Annotated in this window: 15 protein-coding genes and 1 tRNA gene; 10 read left to right on the top strand and 6 right to left on the bottom strand. The window is 62.6% G+C overall.

The features are described 5' to 3' along the window. Positions 1–486 precede the first annotated feature (486 nt). A tRNA-Leu gene (locus BMI86_RS11500) sits at positions 487–571 on the bottom strand. A gap of 160 nt (positions 572–731) precedes the next feature. On the opposite strand from BMI86_RS11500, the gene BMI86_RS11495 reads away from it, so the two are divergent. From BMI86_RS11495 to mtgA, 8 genes are all read left to right on the top strand, one after another. After that, entirely contained in the window at positions 732–1,718 is a 987-nt protein-coding gene (locus BMI86_RS11495; RefSeq protein ID WP_078541532.1) for a complex I NDUFA9 subunit family protein, read from the top strand. 57 nt (positions 1,719–1,775) lie between these two features. After that, positions 1,776–2,573, top strand: a complete 798-nt coding sequence (locus tag BMI86_RS11490; protein ID WP_078541531.1) for an undecaprenyl-diphosphate phosphatase — start codon at positions 1,776–1,778, stop codon at positions 2,571–2,573. Positions 2,574–2,790: 217 nt separating this feature from the next. Next, the gene (locus BMI86_RS11485; protein WP_078541530.1) at positions 2,791–4,224 is read left to right on the top strand and encodes an NAD(P)-dependent oxidoreductase; all 1,434 of its coding nucleotides are present in this window, start codon (positions 2,791–2,793) and stop codon (positions 4,222–4,224) included. A gap of 35 nt (positions 4,225–4,259) precedes the next feature. Further along, on the top strand, positions 4,260–5,015 hold the full coding sequence (locus tag BMI86_RS11480) for a hypothetical protein (RefSeq protein ID WP_246831698.1): 756 nt from the start codon (positions 4,260–4,262) through the stop codon (positions 5,013–5,015). Beyond that, complete coding sequence (gene gltB / locus BMI86_RS11475; protein ID WP_078541528.1) at positions 5,012–9,550, top strand: glutamate synthase large subunit; 4,539 nt, start codon at positions 5,012–5,014, stop codon at positions 9,548–9,550. The genes BMI86_RS11480 and gltB overlap by 4 nt, the downstream gene beginning before the upstream one ends. Before the next feature lie 76 nt (positions 9,551–9,626). Beyond that, positions 9,627–10,202, top strand: coding sequence for a DUF1269 domain-containing protein (locus BMI86_RS11470; RefSeq protein WP_168173848.1), 576 nt, complete (start codon positions 9,627–9,629; stop codon positions 10,200–10,202). 130 nt (positions 10,203–10,332) lie between these two features. Next, positions 10,333–11,250, top strand: a complete 918-nt coding sequence (locus BMI86_RS11465; RefSeq protein WP_078541527.1) for a Hint domain-containing protein — start codon at positions 10,333–10,335, stop codon at positions 11,248–11,250. 31 nt (positions 11,251–11,281) lie between these two features. Beyond that, entirely contained in the window at positions 11,282–12,028 is a 747-nt protein-coding gene (gene mtgA, locus BMI86_RS11460; protein WP_078541526.1) for a monofunctional biosynthetic peptidoglycan transglycosylase, read from the top strand. Here the strand turns inward: mtgA and BMI86_RS11455 are convergent, their stop codons facing one another. The 4 genes from BMI86_RS11455 to BMI86_RS11440 are packed head-to-tail and all read right to left on the bottom strand — an operon-like array spanning position 12,029 to position 15,819. Continuing rightward, positions 12,029–12,595, bottom strand: coding sequence for a DUF3833 domain-containing protein (locus BMI86_RS11455; RefSeq protein ID WP_078541525.1), 567 nt, complete (start codon positions 12,593–12,595; stop codon positions 12,029–12,031). It abuts the gene before it with no gap. A gap of 1 nt (position 12,596) precedes the next feature. After that, a complete protein-coding gene (locus BMI86_RS11450) occupies positions 12,597–13,760 on the bottom strand; it encodes a cyclopropane-fatty-acyl-phospholipid synthase family protein (protein ID WP_078541750.1) in 1,164 nt (387 codons plus the stop codon). Continuing rightward, positions 13,760–14,512, bottom strand: coding sequence for a DUF1365 domain-containing protein (locus BMI86_RS11445; RefSeq protein WP_078541524.1), 753 nt, complete (start codon positions 14,510–14,512; stop codon positions 13,760–13,762). Before BMI86_RS11445 ends, BMI86_RS11450 begins: the two co-directional genes overlap by 1 nt. Beyond that, on the bottom strand, positions 14,509–15,819 hold the full coding sequence (locus BMI86_RS11440; RefSeq protein ID WP_078541523.1) for an FAD-dependent oxidoreductase: 1,311 nt from the start codon (positions 15,817–15,819) through the stop codon (positions 14,509–14,511). Before BMI86_RS11440 ends, BMI86_RS11445 begins: the two co-directional genes overlap by 4 nt. 190 nt (positions 15,820–16,009) lie before the next feature. On the opposite strand from BMI86_RS11440, the gene BMI86_RS11435 reads away from it, so the two are divergent. Next, entirely contained in the window at positions 16,010–16,597 is a 588-nt protein-coding gene (locus tag BMI86_RS11435) for a sigma-70 family RNA polymerase sigma factor (protein WP_078541522.1), read from the top strand. Next, positions 16,594–17,232, top strand: coding sequence for a ChrR family anti-sigma-E factor (locus BMI86_RS11430; protein ID WP_078541521.1), 639 nt, complete (start codon positions 16,594–16,596; stop codon positions 17,230–17,232). The genes BMI86_RS11435 and BMI86_RS11430 overlap by 4 nt, the downstream gene beginning before the upstream one ends. Before the next feature lie 4 nt (positions 17,233–17,236). On the opposite strand, the gene BMI86_RS11425 is transcribed toward BMI86_RS11430, so the two are convergent. Further along, entirely contained in the window at positions 17,237–18,145 is a 909-nt protein-coding gene (locus BMI86_RS11425; RefSeq protein WP_078541520.1) for a glycosyltransferase, read from the bottom strand. Positions 18,146–18,148 lie beyond the last annotated feature (3 nt).

The raw sequence follows: 18,148 nt of genomic DNA, 5'->3' as shown, positions 1-18,148 counted from the left end.
AGCCTTGACGATGAGGAGCAACTGTCAACGGCGGGGTAAAATCCTGCCATTGGGCGGCGCAAAAACCGGCGACTTCGGGGTATGGGCGCGACGCGCACTATGAGACAGCGACCGGTCAACCGCGCTCCCCAGATAGCGGACAGTTGACTGGCCGCCTTGGCCCGTGAAAGCCAAGCCTTCATCGGCTGGATCAGGCGGCGTCGGTGGACTTGCGTGCGCGGCGTTAGGCGAGCCGGCAATCGCGCTGAAGAGATGGCGAGCTAATGCTCATCTGGGCGCGCCACCAAATCCTTTCCGCATTTGCTCCACTGAACCGGAACCGGTGCGCCCGAATCTTATCGTTGCGCCTCAGGATCGAGCCTCACGAACGAAATTCATAACCCGCCTCATGAAATTCACATGCGGAACAGTTTTCGAGGCAAAATCAGGCCCAAAACAGAGAAAAGCTCGGAAAACCGAAGTTTTCCGAGCTTTTCGCTTGGTTTATGGTGCCCAGGAGAGGACTCGAACCTCCACGCCTTGCGGCACACGGACCTGAACCGTGCGCGTCTACCAATTCCGCCACCTGGGCAGGTGTCGTGGAGCGCGAGATACATAGCGGCGCTGGGACTGTCAACGGGGATCGACACGAAAAATTCGCAAGCTTCGACTCTTCGGGTCTTTGGCCTTGTTCCCGCGGGGGCGAGGCGGTAATCAAAGAACGAAATTCTTGCAAGGAAAGGCCTCTGCCCATGTCCAAGCTGGTTACGATCTACGGCGGTTCGGGGTTCGTCGGGCGCTATATCGCGCAGCGCATGGCAAAGGACGGTTGGCGGATTCGCGTTGCGGTCCGGCGTCCGAACGAGGCGCTTTTCGTCAAACCCTATGGTGCGGTCGGGCAAGTCGAGCCGGTCTTCTGCAACATTCGCGACGATGCCAGCGTGCGCGCGGCGATGCAGGGCGCGGATGCGGTGCTCAATTGCGTCGGTATTCTCGTCAATGAAGGCAAGAACAAGTTCGGCGCCGTGCAAGCCGAAGGTGCAGGCCGCGTGGCGCGTATCGCTGCAGAAATGGATGTGCCGAAACTGGTGCAGATCTCGGCCATCGGCGCCAATCCGGACAGCGAGAGCGAATATGCCCGCTCCAAGGCCGCAGGCGAGAAAGCGGTGCTGGATGCCTATCCGCAGGCCGTGATCCTGCGTCCCTCCATTATTTTCGGCAACGAGGACGGCTTCTTCAACAAGTTCGCCTCGATGTCGCGCTTCACCCCAATCCTTCCGATCACGGGTGGTCACACGAAATTCCAGCCGGTCTTCGTCGATGATGTCGCGAAGGTCGCCGTGATGGCGGCGGATGGGGAAGTCTCGCCCGGCATCTATGAGCTCGGCGGGCCGGATGTGGAGACGTTCCACGACCTGATGAAGCAGATGCTGACGGTGATTCACCGTCGTCGTCTCGTGCTGTCGCTGCCCCGCTGGGTCGCAAGCATCCTCGGCGGCGTCTTCGATCTGGGTCAGGCGGTCACCGGCGGTCTGTTCACGAACCGCATTCTCACGCGCGATCAGGTTAAGAACCTGCAAGCTGACAATGTCGTGTCCGAGGGCGCGAAAGGCTTCTCCGATCTCGGAATCCAGCCTATGGCAATGGAAGCGGTGATGCCCGGCTACCTGTGGCGCTTCCGCCCCGGTGGGCAATATGACGATATCAAAGCTTCGGCGAAGAACCTTCGCAAGACATAACCCCCTCCTTCCTCCCCGGTGCCGCTTGCGGCGCCTCTCTGACCTAGGCGGTATTTCTTGAGCTATCTGAACGACGTTCTGCTCGGTGTGATCGAAGGGATCACCGAGTTTCTCCCGATTTCGAGCACTGGCCACCTGATCCTGGCCGAACATTGGCTTGGCACGCGCTCGGATACCTACAACATCGTCATTCAGGCCGGGGCGATCCTTGCGGTGACGCTGATCTACTGGCGTCGCCTGATGGAGCTGCTGTTCAACTGGCGCAATCCGGAGAACCGCGACTATCTCGCAAAGCTGACCGTCGCCTTCCTGATCACCGCCGTTCTCGGCCTGATCGTGAAGAAGATGGGCTTCGAGCTGCCGACAACGATCCAGCCCGTCGCCTGGGCGCTGGTGATCGGCGGTTTCTGGATGCTGTTTGCGGAACGCGTCGCGGATCGGCAGGCCGATAACAGCCAGATCTTCTGGCGCGTCGCGATCGCGGTCGGGATTGCGCAGATCGTGGCCGGGGTCTTTCCGGGCACTTCGCGCTCGGCCACGACGATTTTCGTGGCGATGCTCCTGGGCACCTCGAACCGCGCGGCGGCGACCGAATTCGCCTTCCTCGTCGGCATTCCCACCATGTACGCGGCGAGCGGTTACGAATTGCTCAAGCAGCTCAAGGACGGGACCGGCGGCAACGAGGATTGGGCCGGGCTCGGCATCGCTTTCGTCGTCTCGACCGTCACGGCCTTGGTCGCGGTGAAATGGCTCCTTGGCTATATTCAGGGGCACCGTTTCACCATCTTCGCGATCTACCGGATCATCTTCGGCGGGCTTCTGCTGAGCCTTGCGGCGGTCGGTGTGCTAGGCTGACGAAGGCGAATCGCTTTTTGGCGGCGCGTCATCCTCAGGAAAATCAGGGTGAAGCAGCGATAAAGTAAACGAAGCTGACCTATTTTGGGCGAATTTGAGGTACCTTCTCGTGCGCCTCTCGCAAAAAATGCACATTTAGGTCAGCCTTGCTTACTTTTATTGCTGTGGCAGGCGGTGTAGTCATGCGCACCCACCGGTTTTCTAGGGAGGCGCCACAATGGCCAAGCAACCGATGCTCAAGTTCGTCAAGACGGCGAAAGAGATGCCTCAGAAGCGCGACGCGAACGTGCGCTCCCATGATTTCAACGAAATCTATCGCGAATACGCGGCCGAGAAGGCTGCCGAGCAGGCGAGCCGCTGCAGCCAGTGCGGCGTGCCCTACTGCCACACGCATTGCCCGCTCCATAACAACATCCCCGACTGGCTCCGCCTGACCGCGGAAGGCCGTTTGCAGGAAGCCTACGAGATGTCGCAGGCCACCAACACCTTCCCGGAAATCTGCGGCCGCATCTGCCCGCAGGACCGTCTGTGCGAAGGCAACTGCGTGATCGAACAGTCGGGCCACGGCACCGTCACCATCGGCGCAGTCGAGAAATACATCACCGACACCGCCTTCGACATGGGCTGGGTCAAGCCGATCAAACCGGCGACCGAGCGCGCCGAAAGCGTCGGCATCATCGGCGCGGGCCCGGGGGGTCTGGCGGCCGCCGACGCGCTGCGTCGCGCTGGCGTGCAGGTCACGGTCTATGACCGTTATGACCGCGCGGGCGGGCTGATGACCTATGGCATCCCCGGCTTCAAGCTGGAGAAAGACATCGTCATGCAGCGCGTGAAGCAGCTGGAAGATGGCGGCGTCGAATTCGTGCTGAACTGCAATGTCGGCACCGATATTTCCTTTGACGCGATCCGCGGCAAGCATGACGCGGTGCTGATCGCGACGGGTGTCTACAAGACGCGCGAACTGACCGACGAGGGCGCAGACGCCGCTGGCATCGTGCGCGCGATCGACTATCTCACCGCCTCGAACCGCAAGAGCTTCGGCGACGACGTGGCCGAGTTCGAAGACGGTACGCTGAACGCGGAAGGCAAGCGCGTCATCGTCATCGGCGGCGGCGACACCGCGATGGACTGCGTGCGTACCGCGATCCGTCAGGGCGCCAAATCGGTGAAATGTCTCTATCGCCGCGACCGGGCCAACATGCCGGGCTCGCAGCGCGAAGTGCAGAACGCCGAGGAAGAGGGCGTGGAATTCGTCTGGCTCTCCGCCCCCGCGGCCTTCTCGGGCAACCCGGTCACCAACTGCTCGGTGCAGCAGATGCGTCTGGGCGCGCCGGATGCGTCCGGCCGTCAGAGCCCCGAGAAGATCGAAGGCGGCATCTATGACGAAGAGGCCGATCTGGTGATCAAGGCGCTCGGCTTCGAGCCGGAGGACCTGCCCGGCGCTTGGGAGGCCGACGATCTGGAGACCACCCGCTGGGGCACCGTGAAGGCCGAATTCGGCACCCACGCGACCTCGATCCCCGGCGTCTACGCGGTCGGCGACATCGTGCGCGGCGCAAGCCTCGTCGTCTGGGCGATCCGCGACGGGCGCGAAGCGGCGGGCTCGATCCTGCGCTATCTCGAAAACGTGGCGGCTGTGGCGGCGGAGTGATCCGCGCCCTGCCGATCTGAAAAGGAATGTATGCGATGCGGTCGAATTTTCTCGGCATGGCGATCTGCGGGGGGCTGTTCAGCGCCCTGCCGGCGCATGCCGCGGATTTCACGCCGCCGCAGGGCTGCGAGGTCTTCATGACCGTGCAGATGCATAACTGTCAGGTCGCCAATTACTACCGCTGCGCCGCCGATCCGGAGGGCGATCTGTGGACCGCCTTTGCCGATGGCGAGGGCATTTACTACCTGAGCCATATCGATGCCGAGACGCGCTGGCTTGAAAGCGTGTCGACCGATACCGGTGAGATCGAAGTCTTCGATCCGGGCGCGTCGAAGGATGCCCCCTCGTTCTCGGCGCTCCTGTCGGACGGCAAGGACGATTACGATTTCGTCACGCGCTCGAATTACCGGGGTCTGCGTCGCTATGTCGGCAGCGATACCCTCACGGGCAAGTCTGTCAGCATCGACGAGGTCCCGCTCGAGACGATCACCTTCGATCTGCGCGAGGATGACCAGAACGGCCAGACCGTCGCGACCCGCACCGGCACGCAATATATCTCGCGCAAATATCGCGTGTTCTTCAGCGGCGCGGAGCGGTTCGAGAACGATCAGGGCGACGTCGTGAGCTATGACGACAGCCCCGTGCGCTTCGACTTTCCCGGCGATCCCGGTTTCTCGACCGAGACGCCCGAATATGACTGCGACCTGATGATGACGCAGGCCGATCTTCGGCCCACGCAAGTCAGCCTCGCCCCCCTTTCCCGCTCTTTCTCCAAGGAGGCACTGCAATGACCAAATATGACGAAGCCTGGGTGGCCGCCGAGGAAGCGAAACGCCAGTGGATGAACGAGAATTCACTGTGGAAGGAAGAAGACGAGAAGGCGTCCTGCGGCGTCGGTCTCGTGGTGTCGATCGACGGTAAGGCCTCGCGCCGCGTCGTGGAGAACGGCATCGACGCGCTGAAGGCGATCTGGCACCGCGGTGCCGTGGATGCTGACGGCAAGACCGGCGACGGCGCGGGCATCCACGTCCAGATCCCCGCCCCCTTCTTCTATGACCAGATCCGCCGCACCGGCCACGAGCCGGACATGGAGAAAATGGTCGCCGTCGGTCAGGTCTTCCTGCCGCGCACCGATTTCGGCGCGCAGGAGCGCTGCCGCACGATCGTGGAATCCGAAGTTCTGCGGATGGGTCACTACATCTACGGCTGGCGCCACGTTCCGGTGAACACCGAAGTGCTGGGCGAGAAGGCCAATTCGACCCGCCCCGAGATCGAGCAGATCCTGATCCGTAACGACAAGGATATCGACGAGGAGCAGTTCGAGCGCGAGCTTTACATCATCCGTCGCCGCATCGAGAAAGCGGCGATCGCGGCGCAGATCAACGGGCTCTACATGTGCTCGCTTTCGTGCCGCTCGATCATCTACAAGGGCATGATGCTCGCCGAGCAGGTCGCGGAATTCTATCCCGACCTGAAGGACGAGCGCTTCGAGTCCGCCTTCGCGATCTATCACCAGCGCTATTCCACCAACACCTTCCCGCAATGGTGGCTAGCGCAGCCCTTCCGGATGCTGGCGCATAACGGCGAGATCAACACGATCAAGGGCAACACCAACTGGATGAAGAGCCATGAAATCCGCATGGCCTCCTCGGCCTTTGGCGACAGCGCCGAAGACATCAAGCCGATCATCCCGGCGGGGGCGTCCGACTCCGGCGCGCTCGATGCGGTGTTCGAACTGATGGTCCGTTCGGGCCGCAACGCGCCGATGGTGAAGACCATGCTCGTCCCTGAGCCGTGGTCGAAATCCACCGACACGATGCCCTCCGCGTGGCAGGACATGTATGCCTATTGCAATGCCGTGATGGAGCCGTGGGACGGCCCCGCCGCGCTCGCGATGACCGATGGTCGTTGGGTCTGCGGCGGTCTCGACCGTAACGGCCTGCGCCCGCTGCGCTATGTCATCACCGGCGACGGCGTTCTGATCGCGGGCTCGGAAGCCGGTATGGTGCCGGTCGACGAGGCGAGCGTTGTCGAGAAAGGCGCACTTGGTCCGGGTCAGATGATCGCGGTCGATATGCGCGAGGGCAAGCTCTACCACGACACCGAAATCAAGGACAAACTGGCCGCCGCCCAGCCCTTCGGCGAATGGGTCGGCAAGGTCACCGATCTGAACGCGATCCTCGTGGACGTGCCGGAAAACCCGAAATTCTCGGGCGGTGAGCTGCGCAAGCGTCAGGTCGCGGCTGGCTATTCGGTTGAAGAGATCGAACAGATCCTCGCGCCGATGGCCGAGGACGGCAAGGAAGCCATCGCCTCGATGGGCGACGACACGCCGCCTGCGGTTCTGTCCAAGCAATACCGCCCCCTGAGCCATTTCTTCCGTCAGAACTTCAGCCAGGTGACTAACCCGCCGATCGACTCTCTTCGCGAAAGCCGGGTGATGTCGCTCAAGACGCGGTTCGGCAACCTCAAGAACGTGCTCGACGAGGATAGCTCGCAGACCGAGATCTGGATTCTCGAAAGCCCGTTCCTCGCGAATTCCGAGTTCGATCACATGCTCAACGAATTCGGCGAGCAGGTGACGATCATCGACTGCACCTTCCCGGCCAATGCCGATCAGAATGCGCTGCGCGAAGGTCTGACCCGGATCCGTCAGGAAGCCGAGGATGCGGTGCGCTCGGGTGCGCTCCACATCGTGCTGAGCGATGAAGAGCAGGACGAGGACAAGGTCGCGATGCCGATGATCCTCGCGACCTCGGCCGTGCATAGCTGGCTGACGCAGAAAGGCCTGCGGACCTTCTGCTCGATCAACGTGCGCTCGGCGGAATGTATCGACCCGCATTACTTCGCGGTGCTGATCGGCTCGGGTGCGACCACGGTGAACGCCTATCTCGCGCAGGACACGCTGGCCGACCGGATCGACCGCGGCCTGCTGGGCGGCACGCTCGTCGACGCGATGCGCAAGTATCGCGATGCGATCGACGCCGGCCTGCTGAAGATCATGTCGAAGATGGGGATCTCGGTGATTTCCTCCTATCGCGGCGGTCTGAACTTCGAAGCCGTGGGTCTGTCGCGCGCGATGGTCGCGGAATACTTCCCCGGCATGCACAGCCGTATCTCCGGCATCGGTCTGCACGGCATCCAGCACGCGCTGGAAGGTGTGCACGCGAAAGGCTGGAAGGGCGGTCAGGACGTGCTCCCGATCGGCGGCTTCTACAAGGCCCGCCGCACCGGCGAGTCCCATGCCTGGGGTGCGCAGTCGATGCACATGCTGCAATCGGCCTGTAACCGCGCGAGCTACGATCTGTGGAAGCAATACAGCTCGATGATGCGGGCGAACCCGCCGATCCATATCCGCGACATGCTGGATATCAAATCGCTGGGCAAGCCGGTGCCGATCGAAGAGGTCGAGTCGATCACCTCGATCCGCAAGCGCTTCGTGACGCCGGGCATGTCGCTGGGGGCGCTGTCGCCCGAGGCGCACAAGCTCTTGAACGTCGCGATGAACCGGATCGGCGCGAAGTCGGACTCGGGGGAAGGCGGCGAGGATCCGGCGCATTTCGTGCCCGAACCCAATGGCGACAACCCGTCGGCGAAGATCAAGCAGGTGGCTTCGGGTCGTTTCGGTGTGACCGCCGAATACCTCAACCACTGCGAAGAGCTTGAGATCAAGGTCGCTCAGGGCGCGAAGCCCGGCGAGGGCGGCCAGCTTCCGGGGATGAAGGTCACCGATCTGATCGCGCGTCTGCGGCACTCGACCAAGGGCGTGACCCTGATCTCGCCGCCACCGCACCACGACATCTACTCGATCGAAGACCTTGCGCAGCTGATCTACGACCTCAAGCAGATCAACCCGAAGGTCAAAGTGACGGTGAAGCTGGTGGCGTCCTCGGGCGTCGGCACGATCGCGGCCGGTGTCGCGAAGGCGAAGGCCGACATCATCCTGATCTCGGGCCACAACGGCGGCACGGGCGCATCGCCCGCGACCTCGATCAAATATGCCGGTCTCCCGTGGGAGATGGGTCTGACCGAGGCGCATCAGGTGCTCGCGATGAACAACCTGCGCGAACGCGTCACCCTGCGGACCGACGGCGGTCTGCGCACGGGCCGCGATATCGTGATGGCCGCGATGATGGGGGCCGAGGAATACGGCATCGGCACCGCCGCCCTGATCGCGATGGGCTGCATCATGGTTCGTCAGTGTCAGTCGAACACCTGCCCGGTTGGCGTCTGCACGCAGGACCCGGAGCTGCGCGCCAAGTTCACCGGCACGGCGGACAAGGTGGTGAACCTCATCACCTTCTACGCCCAGGAAGTGCGCGAAATCCTCGCCTCGATCGGGGCGCGTTCGCTCGACGAGGTGATCGGTCGCGCCGATCTTCTCAGCCAGGTGAGCCGCGGCTCGGCCCATCTCGACGATCTTGACCTCAATCCGCTCCTGATCACCGTCGATGGCTGGGACAAGATCGTCTACGACCGTTCGAAGCCGCGTAACTGGGTCTCGGATACGCTGGATGCGGAGATCATCAAGGATGGTCATCGCTTCTTCGAGGAAGGCGAGAAGATGCAGCTTTCCTACGCGGTGCGCAACACGCTGCGCACCATCGGGACGCGCGCTTCGAGCCATATCGTGAAGAACTTCGGGATGCGCAACGCGCTGCAGTCGGACCACCTGACGGTGAAGCTGACCGGTTCCTGCGGTCAGTCGCTGGGCGCTTTTGCGGCCCCGGGTCTGAAGATCGAAGTGTCGGGCGATGCCAACGACTATGTCGGCAAGGGTCTCTCGGGCGGCATGATCGTCGTGCGTCCGCCGATGGCCTCGCCGCTGGTCGCCTCCGAGAACACGATCATCGGCAACACCGTGCTTTACGGCGCGACCGAGGGTCACCTGTTCGCGGCAGGCCGCGCAGGCGAGCGCTTCGCGGTGCGCAACTCGGGTGCGAAAGTGGTGATCGAGGGCTGCGGCTCCAACGGCTGTGAATACATGACCGGCGGCGTCGCGGTGATCCTCGGCTCGATCGGCCCGAACTTCGGTGCGGGCATGACGGGCGGCATGGCCTATCTCTACGATCCGGACAACACGGCGGAAGAGCTGATCAACCTCGAAAGCCTCGTCACCTGCGGGCTGGGCCACGAGCATTGGGAAGCCGAGCTGAAAGGCCTGATCGAGCGTCACGTCGCCGAAACGGGATCGCGCAAAGGCGCCGATATTCTCCAGCACTGGGAGACCGAGAAGGCGAACTTCCTGCAGGTCTGCCCGAAGGAGATGCTGGCGCATCTGTCCTACCCGCTCAGCGACGAACCGCAGGCGATGCCGGCGGAATAAGGGAACTCTTTCCCCTACGGAACCGTTTCAGAGGGCGAAGCACATGCTTCGCCCTTTGTTCTGTCTGGAGGTAACGATGTCCGAACTGTTGGTGATGGCGCATGAAACCGAGGCCGCGGGCTTCGCGACGCGCGAGGAACTCAGAGCACTGGAAAAAGAAGGATTTTTCCGGTCGCAGGACATTGTTGTCGTGACCCGCGACGAAAGCGGCGAGATTAACGTTCATGAAAACAGCAACACGATGGCCCTCGGCGCGATCGGCGGCGCTGTCTGGGGCGGGCTGCTGGGTCTCGTCTTCCTGTCGCCGGTCGTCGGCGCGGCAATCGGTGCGGGCGCGGGCGCTGTGTCCGGCAAGTTCACCGACCTCGGGTTGAACGACTCTTTCCTGCGCGAAGCGGGCGAGAGCCTGCCGCAAGGCGGCTCGGCTGTGTTCATCTTGCTTAAGAAGGGGACCGCTGCAGAGGTCCTCGACCGGATGAATACCCTAGGCCACGCGCGCGGTCGCGTGCTGCAAATTCCGCTGCCGGAAGATTTCCACGAACGGCTCGAATCCGCCCTGTCTTCGGGCGGCACCACGGCCTTTACCGGCGAGGAAATCACCGAAGGTGCCACCGGAAATCTCGCGCGGATGGTGGGCCCCTCTGCCCTCTAAACCCGCTGTGACCGGGATGTCACTCTTTAACCCGTAGTTAACTTTGCGCCCCACAGGCGCCTTTGTGTCGCCCTGATCTCTGCTTACCAAGTAACGAATAATTTATAATAACGTTACTCGAGCAGCAAAAATGGCAACCTATTACGACCAGTTCTACATCATGGATCCGGGCAATCCGCCCCCTGCGGGGACGGCGCTGACACCGACGACCCTCGCGATTGTCGATAGGAATAACGACAATTGGATTTCCAGCAGCAACAGCGCCCGCGACACGATCGACGGCCAGCGCGTCACTGATGTCTGGCGCGGCGATACGATTACCATCGAGCGTCCGAACGGCGTGCAAGAGACGATTACTGGCGACACGTTCTACCTGAGCGACGGGCGCGCGGTGTTCACGCCGTCCGATGGCACGATCCTCCACAACGCGACCTTCATCAGCTCCACCTATGTCACGCAGAGCACCCAGGCGCCGGTCGGCGATCTGGGGCCGGAATGTTTCCTCGCCGGGACGCGGATCGACACGCCTGACGGGCCGCGACCGGTGGAGCGGCTCAAGGCGGGCGATCTTGTCATGACCGAGGACGACGGGCCGCAGCCTCTTCTTTGGACGGGTGGTCGGGTCTGTCGCGGCGTCGGAGCCTATGCGCCGATCCGGTTCGCGCCGGGGGCTATGGGAAATCGACGCGCTCTTTACGTGTCTCAACAACATCGGATGTTGCTGCGCGGCTGGCGCGCCGAGATCGCCTGCGCCCATAGCGAAGTTCTGGTCGCCGCCAAGCACCTCGTGAACGGCAAGAGCATTCGGGTGGCTCCGCGCCCGCGCGTGCAATACCGCCACCTGCTTTTCGCGCGCCATCACATCCTCATGGCCGAGGGCGCGCCGACCGAGAGCCTGTTTCCCGGCAACGTCGTCCTTGAAGACGACCACGGTATCGCGCGCGAGATACGCACCGCGTGGAAGCAGGTGTCAGATGCGCCGATCGAAACCATGGTAACGGCGCGACAGGTCGCGCGCGGACCGGAATTGGCGCTGCTTGTCGCTTGACCCTTCGGGGCACGCTGTGACTTATACGCACATGGCTAAGAGCAAGAAAAAATCGGGCCGCAAACCCGCCAAACGCAGCACGAAATCGAGCGTTTCCAGCAGCATGCGCGCGCCTTTCCGCACCGCCCTGAAATGGGCGCTGCGGGGCGTGATGGGTCTCGTTGCGCTGGTGCTTGTGCTGATGGTCCTGTTCAAATTCGTTAATCCGCCGACCACCTGGACGATGTGGAGCGAACGCCAGCGTCTTGGTGCCGTCGATCAGAAATGGGTGCCGATCGAGGATATCGCGCCTGTGCTCGCTCGCTCTGTCGTCGCCGCGGAGGACGCGAATTTCTGCAACCACTGGGGATTCGACATGCGCGCGATCCGCAAGGCAATCGACGAGGGCGCCAATCGCGGTGCCTCGACGATCACCCAGCAGACCGTGAAGAACGTGTTCCTCTGGCAGGGCCGAAACTGGCTGCGCAAGGCGCTTGAGGCGTCGATGACGCCGCTGGCCGAGGCGATCTGGGGCAAGAAGCGGATTTTGGAAATCTATCTTAACGTCGCTGAATTCGACGAAGGCGCGTTTGGCGTCGATGCTGCCGCGCATCGCTATTTCCGCACCACCCCCGACAAGTTGAGCGCCCGCCAATCCGCGTTGATCGCGGGCGTCCTGCCCGACCCGAAGGACCGTTCGGCGGCGAAGCCCGGCAGCTTTCTGTCGCGCCGCGCGCAGTCCATCATGGACGGCGCGGCGACGATCCAGAAGGACGGGCGCGCAAGCTGCTTCGAGTGATCACTCGGCCGGTTCGGTCATCGGGCGCATGACGGCGAAGAGCTCGGCCACCTTGATCCCGAATTTGCGCATCTGCGACCGGTTCAGCAGCGTCCCGTCCGGCATCAGGTAAATCCAGTCGGTCACGTCGAGCACGTGGCCGCCCGCATCCTCGGGCAGCCGCAACCGATAGCGCATCCGCAGCGCATTGCCCGACTGCTCCATCTCGGCGCGCCCCTCGATATCGTCGGCGGTCGAGCTGATCTCGCCATTCGGCCCGAACTGGATATTCCAGGCACGGCTCTGGCGCCGACCGGAGGCATATTCGAACTCCTCCTCGATCACGCCGCCATCATTGGTGAACCGCCCCGTCATCACGGCGCGGAAGCGCGAGGTGACGCGACCGTCGGGGCCGTAGATCATGCCATGCGCCTCGACAGGGCCCTCGAACGCCCGGCGAATGTCGAATTCCGGGCTTTCGGCCGCGTAATCCGCCGACTTTTGCGCCGGGAAAGAGAAGAAGAAGTGCCGGATCAAGACAGCCGCCAAGATCAGAACCGCGAGGGTGAAAAGCAATTTTAACATCATGTTACGCCCTCGCATGTGCCAGTTGGACCTGCACCACATCGGTATGGCCGACCGCAAAGGCCGCCGCACAGGCTTCGAGATAATAGGACCAGTTGCGCAGGAACTCCGGCCCGAAGCCAAGCTCGGTCGCGCGCGCGCTGCGCTCTTTCAGACGGGTCGCCCATTGCCGACAGGTCTCGGCATAGTCCTGCCCGAAGGCGAAGCTTTCCTTCACCGCCAGCCCGGCCTTCGCCGCCTGATCGCGGATCACCCCATCGGACAGAAGCATGCCACCCGGGAAAGTGTATTGCCGAATGAAATCGGAAGTCTCGCGATATTTCGGGAAGTAGGAATCAGACACTGTTATGGCCTGAATCATCGCTGATCCTCCCTCCGCCAGGCGATCTTTCACGGTTTGGAAATAGTTCGGCCAATAGCGCTCGCCGACCGCTTCGATCATCTCGATCGAGACGATATGGTCGAATTTTCCGGGCGTGTGCCGATAGTCCTGCAACCGGATATCGGCGCGCCCGTCGAGCCGCGCATCGGCGTAACCTTTCTGGCTGGGCGAGATCGTGATCCCGGTGACATGACGCCCCTGCTCGGCCGCGCGTTCGGCGAAATGCCCCCAGCCACAGCCAATCTCCAGCACCCGCTCGCCGCCGCCCATACGGTCGAGAATGCGGTCGAGCTTGCGGTTCTGCGCGCGGTGCAGATCGCTGTCGCCCGGCGCGAAAAGAGCGGAGGAATAGCTCATCCCCTCGTCCAGCCAGAGCTGGTAAAACTCGTTGCCCACGTCGTAATGCGTCCGGATGTTGCGCGATGCACCGCGCAGCGAATTGGCGCGCATCAGCCGGTCGATCAGGCGGAACTTCAGATTCGACCAGAAGCCCGCATAGGCGTAGCCGTCCACGACCTTGAGGTTTTTCAGCGCGAGCGAGAGAAGCGCCTCGATCGAGGACGTCTCCCACAACCCCGCGATATAAGACTCGCCCAGCCCGACATCGCCGCGCGACGCCATCGCCACCACGGCCTGCCAGTCGCGGATTTCCATGTCGGCTTGCGGCTCCCCGCGACCGAAACTGCGCACGGTGCCGTCAGGCAGGCGCAGATGCAGCGTCCCCTGCTCGATCTTCTCGCAGGTCGCGAGGAATTCGCTGCGGATCCGGTTGGTCAGGAAAGGCATCATTGGCTGATCTCCTCGCTGGGGGGTGTGGGCCGCGACAGGTAGCGGGCGCCTTTGAGCTTGAGTCGCAGGGCCTGCCAGTAGATCAGGCCGAGCGTGCGGATCGGGGTGAGCGGACGGCGCAGCGCCATGCCGAGAAGCGCCGCCGAAGTCAGTTTGCGGCGTTGGGTCGCGAGGGTCGCGACAACGCCCTCCTCGCCATTGCGGTGATCGATGCGGATGCGGATATGCTCGGCTCCGATGTCGAAGCGAAAACGGTATTCCCCGGCAATGGTTTGGAACGGGGAGACATAGAAGATTTTCGCAGCGTGAAGCTCGGTTTCCGCTGAAATAGGGTCGAAATTAGGGGTGGCGCAGAGATAAGAGTGCCGATCGCCGAAGGTATTGTTCACCTCCGCGATCACGGCACGCAGGTCGTCTTGCGCATCATAGGCCAGCCAGAAATTCACCGGGTTGAACCCGGCCCCGAGAATCTTCGGCTGGGTCAGAAGCCGCAGCTTCGCGATCTCTGGCGCACCGTGACGCGAGAGCTGTTTGCGGACCCATGCAGCACTCTCGCCGCGACCGGGCGCCCCGCCGTAATCCTTGTCATGCACCGTCGCGAGGTTGCGTCCGCGGCGCGAGAAAATCCGCGGCCACGGACCCGGCGCGTCGGGATCGATCATCACGTAGTCGACGTGATAGCGGAACTGGTGGGAAATCGCGCCCCGCCGCGCATGAACCGTATGACCGGGGCAGAACTCGCCGCTCATGCGGGCACCTTTTCGAAGTCGACCTGCGGCTGCGCCCCGCGATTGAGCTCGCGCGCCACCCGAACCGCCGAAGCAAACCCATCCTCGTGGAAACCATGGCGGAGCCATGCGCCCGCGAACCATGTCCGATTCAGTCCCTGTATCGACTGGATTTCGCCTTGCGCCTGTATCGCTGCGCGATCGAAGACCGGGTGCCAGAAGACCTCGTGATCGTAGATCGTCTCCTCGGCAATCGGCGCATCGGGGTTCAGCGTGACGAAAAGCGGATCGCTTTCGGGGATGTTTTGCAGTTTGTTCATCCAATAGGTCACGCCAAGCCGCGTCTCATTCGCGCGGGTCTGCGCCTGATAGACCCAGCTCGACCAGCAAGCGCGTCGGCGCGGCATCTGCGCCACGTCGCGATGCAGATAAACGTCGTTGGGCTGATAGCGGACCGCCGAAAGCGCAGCCTTTTCCTGCGGGGTCGGCTTGGCCAGCAGCTTGAGTGCCTGATCGGAATGGGTGGCGAGGATGACTTGGTCGAACTGATCCGGAAGGGCCTTTTCCGCCGAAATAGTGACTGAATTGCGCTGCCGCTCGATCGCGGTGACCGGGGTGCCGGTGCGGAATTCGACACCGCGCAGGCGCAGGGCAGCCTCGAGCCGCTTCACATATTCGATTGACCCGCCCGAGACCGTCCACCACTGGTGCTGACCGGTCGCCGACAAAAGCGCGTGGTTCTCGAAAAAGCGGAGCAGGCTTTTCGCGGGGAACGCGCCGATCTGATCGGCAGGCGTGGACCAGATCGCCCCGCAGATCGGCAGCAGGTAATAGCGCCGGAACCACTCGCCCAAGTTCAACTCGTCCAGCAGGCCGTCAATCGTCACCTCATCGCTTTGCGCAACAGAGACAGCCTTTGCGTTGAACTTCGCGATATCCGCGACCATCCGCAGAAAGCCCGGCCGAGCCAAATTCCGCTTCTGCGCAACGAGGCTGTTCAAGTCGCGCAAAGCATATTCGATCCGGCCCTGATCGATCGTCACGCCAAAGCTCATGTCGGATTTCTCGACCGGCACGTCGAGCTCGGAGAACAGGCGCGTCAGATGCGGATAATTCGCGTAATTGAACACGATGAACCCGGTATCGACCGGCTGATCGCCGTTGCGCCCCGCAGTGATCGTGCGCGAATGCCCCCCAAGCCGCGTCTCCGCCTCATAGATGGTGACGCGATTATGCGGAGCGAGTTGCCACGCCGCCGCCAGGCCGGAAATCCCGGATCCGATGATCGCGATGCGTTGCGCATGTGGATGCAGGGCATCAAATGACATTCGAATTCTCCCAAGCTCTTGAAGGCGTAACGGTGCATATTACGGTTTGGATCAGAAGTTTTTTCGCATCGCATGTGAACCGCTATCTCATAAGCTGCGTATCGGTCACATGCTGAGAGATGCGACCATCAACTTCGACACCACAGGGACCCCGCCAATCGCGGCGGGTCAGGCCTTTGCCGGGAAGATAATGGACGACAGGAAATCAGCGAAACCGACGCCCGAGGCGGCTTGCGAGCAGACCGATTGGCTCGTCGCCGTTCGTGACAAGCGTGACAAACTGGCCTTCGCGCGGCTCTATGATCACTTCTCGCCGCGACTGAAGGGGATGCTGGTGCGGTCCGGCATGACGCAGGCGGCGGCAGAGGATGTGGTTCAGGACGTGATGCTCACGATCTGGCGGAAGGCGCATCTTTACGACGAGACGCGGGCACGCGCCTCGGCATGGATTTACCGGATTGCGCGCAATCGGCAGATTGATGTGATCCGAAGACGGCCCCGGCCCGTTCCAGACGAGCTGATCGCCGAGGCCGAGACGCGGGAAACCCGTGAGGCCGATGCGGCGATCGGGCTGGAACAGGAAGCGGCGCAGCTGCGCGAAGCGATCGAGGCGCTGCCGGAAGCGCAGCGCGAGATCATCGAGCGGGCCTATGTGGGCGAACTCACACAGGCCGAAATACGCGAGGCGACGGGCCTCGCCCTTGGGACGATTAAATCGCGGATCCGGCTGGCGCTGGAGAAGCTTAGACACGAGTTAAGGGATCTGAGAGAAGAATGACCGAGATTACGCATCATTTGCCCGATTGGTTGGTTCGGTCCTACGCGACCGGCTCGCTGGGTCATGCGTTTTCGCTGGTCGTGGCGGCGCATGTGAGCCAGTGCGACGAGTGTCGCGCACGGCTCGAAGCAGAGGAACTGGCGGGCGGGCTGGTTCTGGATGACCTGAAAGGCATGGCCCCCAGCGACGATTTGCGGCGACGTGTGTTTGACGGGTTGGACGACGAGGATGTGATCGTCGCTGAGCAACCTGCGCGTGCCGGAATCTATCCGGGCGCCGTGGTCGAGGCGATGGGCGCCGACAGTCCGCGCTGGCGGGCCTTGGGCGGCGGCATCAAGCAGGCCATCCTGAGCGAGGATAAAGAAGGGTCGGCCCGGCTTCTGTACATTCCGCCGGGGATGGCGGTGCCGGATCACACACATGGCGGGCTGGAATTGACGCTCGTGCTGCAGGGGTCGTTCTCGGACGAGACCGGGCGCTTTGGCGTCGGCGATGTGGAAGTGGCGGATGACGATCTCGATCACACGCCGATCGCGGGGATGGAGGATGTCTGCATCTGCCTCGCCGCCACCGATGCACCGCTGAAGTTCAAGGGCCTTCTGCCGCGCTTGTTGCAGCCGATCTTCCGGATTTAAGACCCTAAATCCGCCGAAACACGGCCCCGATCCAAAGCGCCAGCGTAGCCGCCCGGCTTTGGCGATAGAGCCTCAGCCGGGCGAATTTTGTCAGGCGGGCCAGGAGAGCCGCCTCGCGCATCGTCACGAAGCGATCGAAAACGGCTCGGTTCTCCGGCGTGAACCGATGTGCGGATGCGTTAAGCGCCGCACATTGCTCGTCGATCCAGCACCGCCAATCGCCGGACAGCATGCGCCCGAGTCGCGAGAGCTTGGCGCGCATTGTGACATTCGTCCCTTCCGCGTTACCCCCGTGTTGGCGGTAGAGAAGTGTGGGCTTCGCATCATAGATGACCCGCGCGCCGCACCCTGTGAACAGCTGATAGAGCCACCAGTCATGACGCGGCACGACCCTCAGTTCGCGCGCCGCAGAGATGGCCAGTTCGGCCCCGGCCGGGTTCAGAAGAATGGTGTTTCCCGCCGCGATATTCTGCACCAGTGCGTTGCGGAACGACGGTGGGCGTGTGTGTCGGACGGAGAGATGCTGGTCTCCCAGATCAGCGTTGCAGACCAAAGTCCGGCTGCAATAAAGCGAAGCTTCCCCCTCGCCCAAACTCGAAATCCCGCGCGCGAGCCGATCCGGCAGCCAGACATCATCCTGATCACAAAAGGCGATGTAATCCTGCTGCGCGCTGTCGATCCCCCGCAGCAGAGACAGGAAATTCCCTCCCGCGCCGGTCCGCGGGCCTCTCACGATCTGCACATCATGGCTGCGGGCGAGCTCCGCCAAGACGTCGCGCGCGGCATCGCTTCGGCTGTCGTCCCCGACGATCAGACGCCAATCCCGATGGGTTTGCGCCGCGAGGCTTTCCAGCTGATCGCGCAGTTCCGGACCCGGATCGCATGTCGCCATCAGGATCGTCACCCGCGCCACGGT

This window comes from Thioclava sp. DLFJ5-1 (genome assembly GCF_002020115.1).
In the GTDB taxonomy this organism is placed as follows: Bacteria; Pseudomonadota; Alphaproteobacteria; order Rhodobacterales; family Rhodobacteraceae; genus Thioclava; species Thioclava sediminum.
This window is presented reverse-complemented; position numbering and strand designations above follow the sequence as displayed.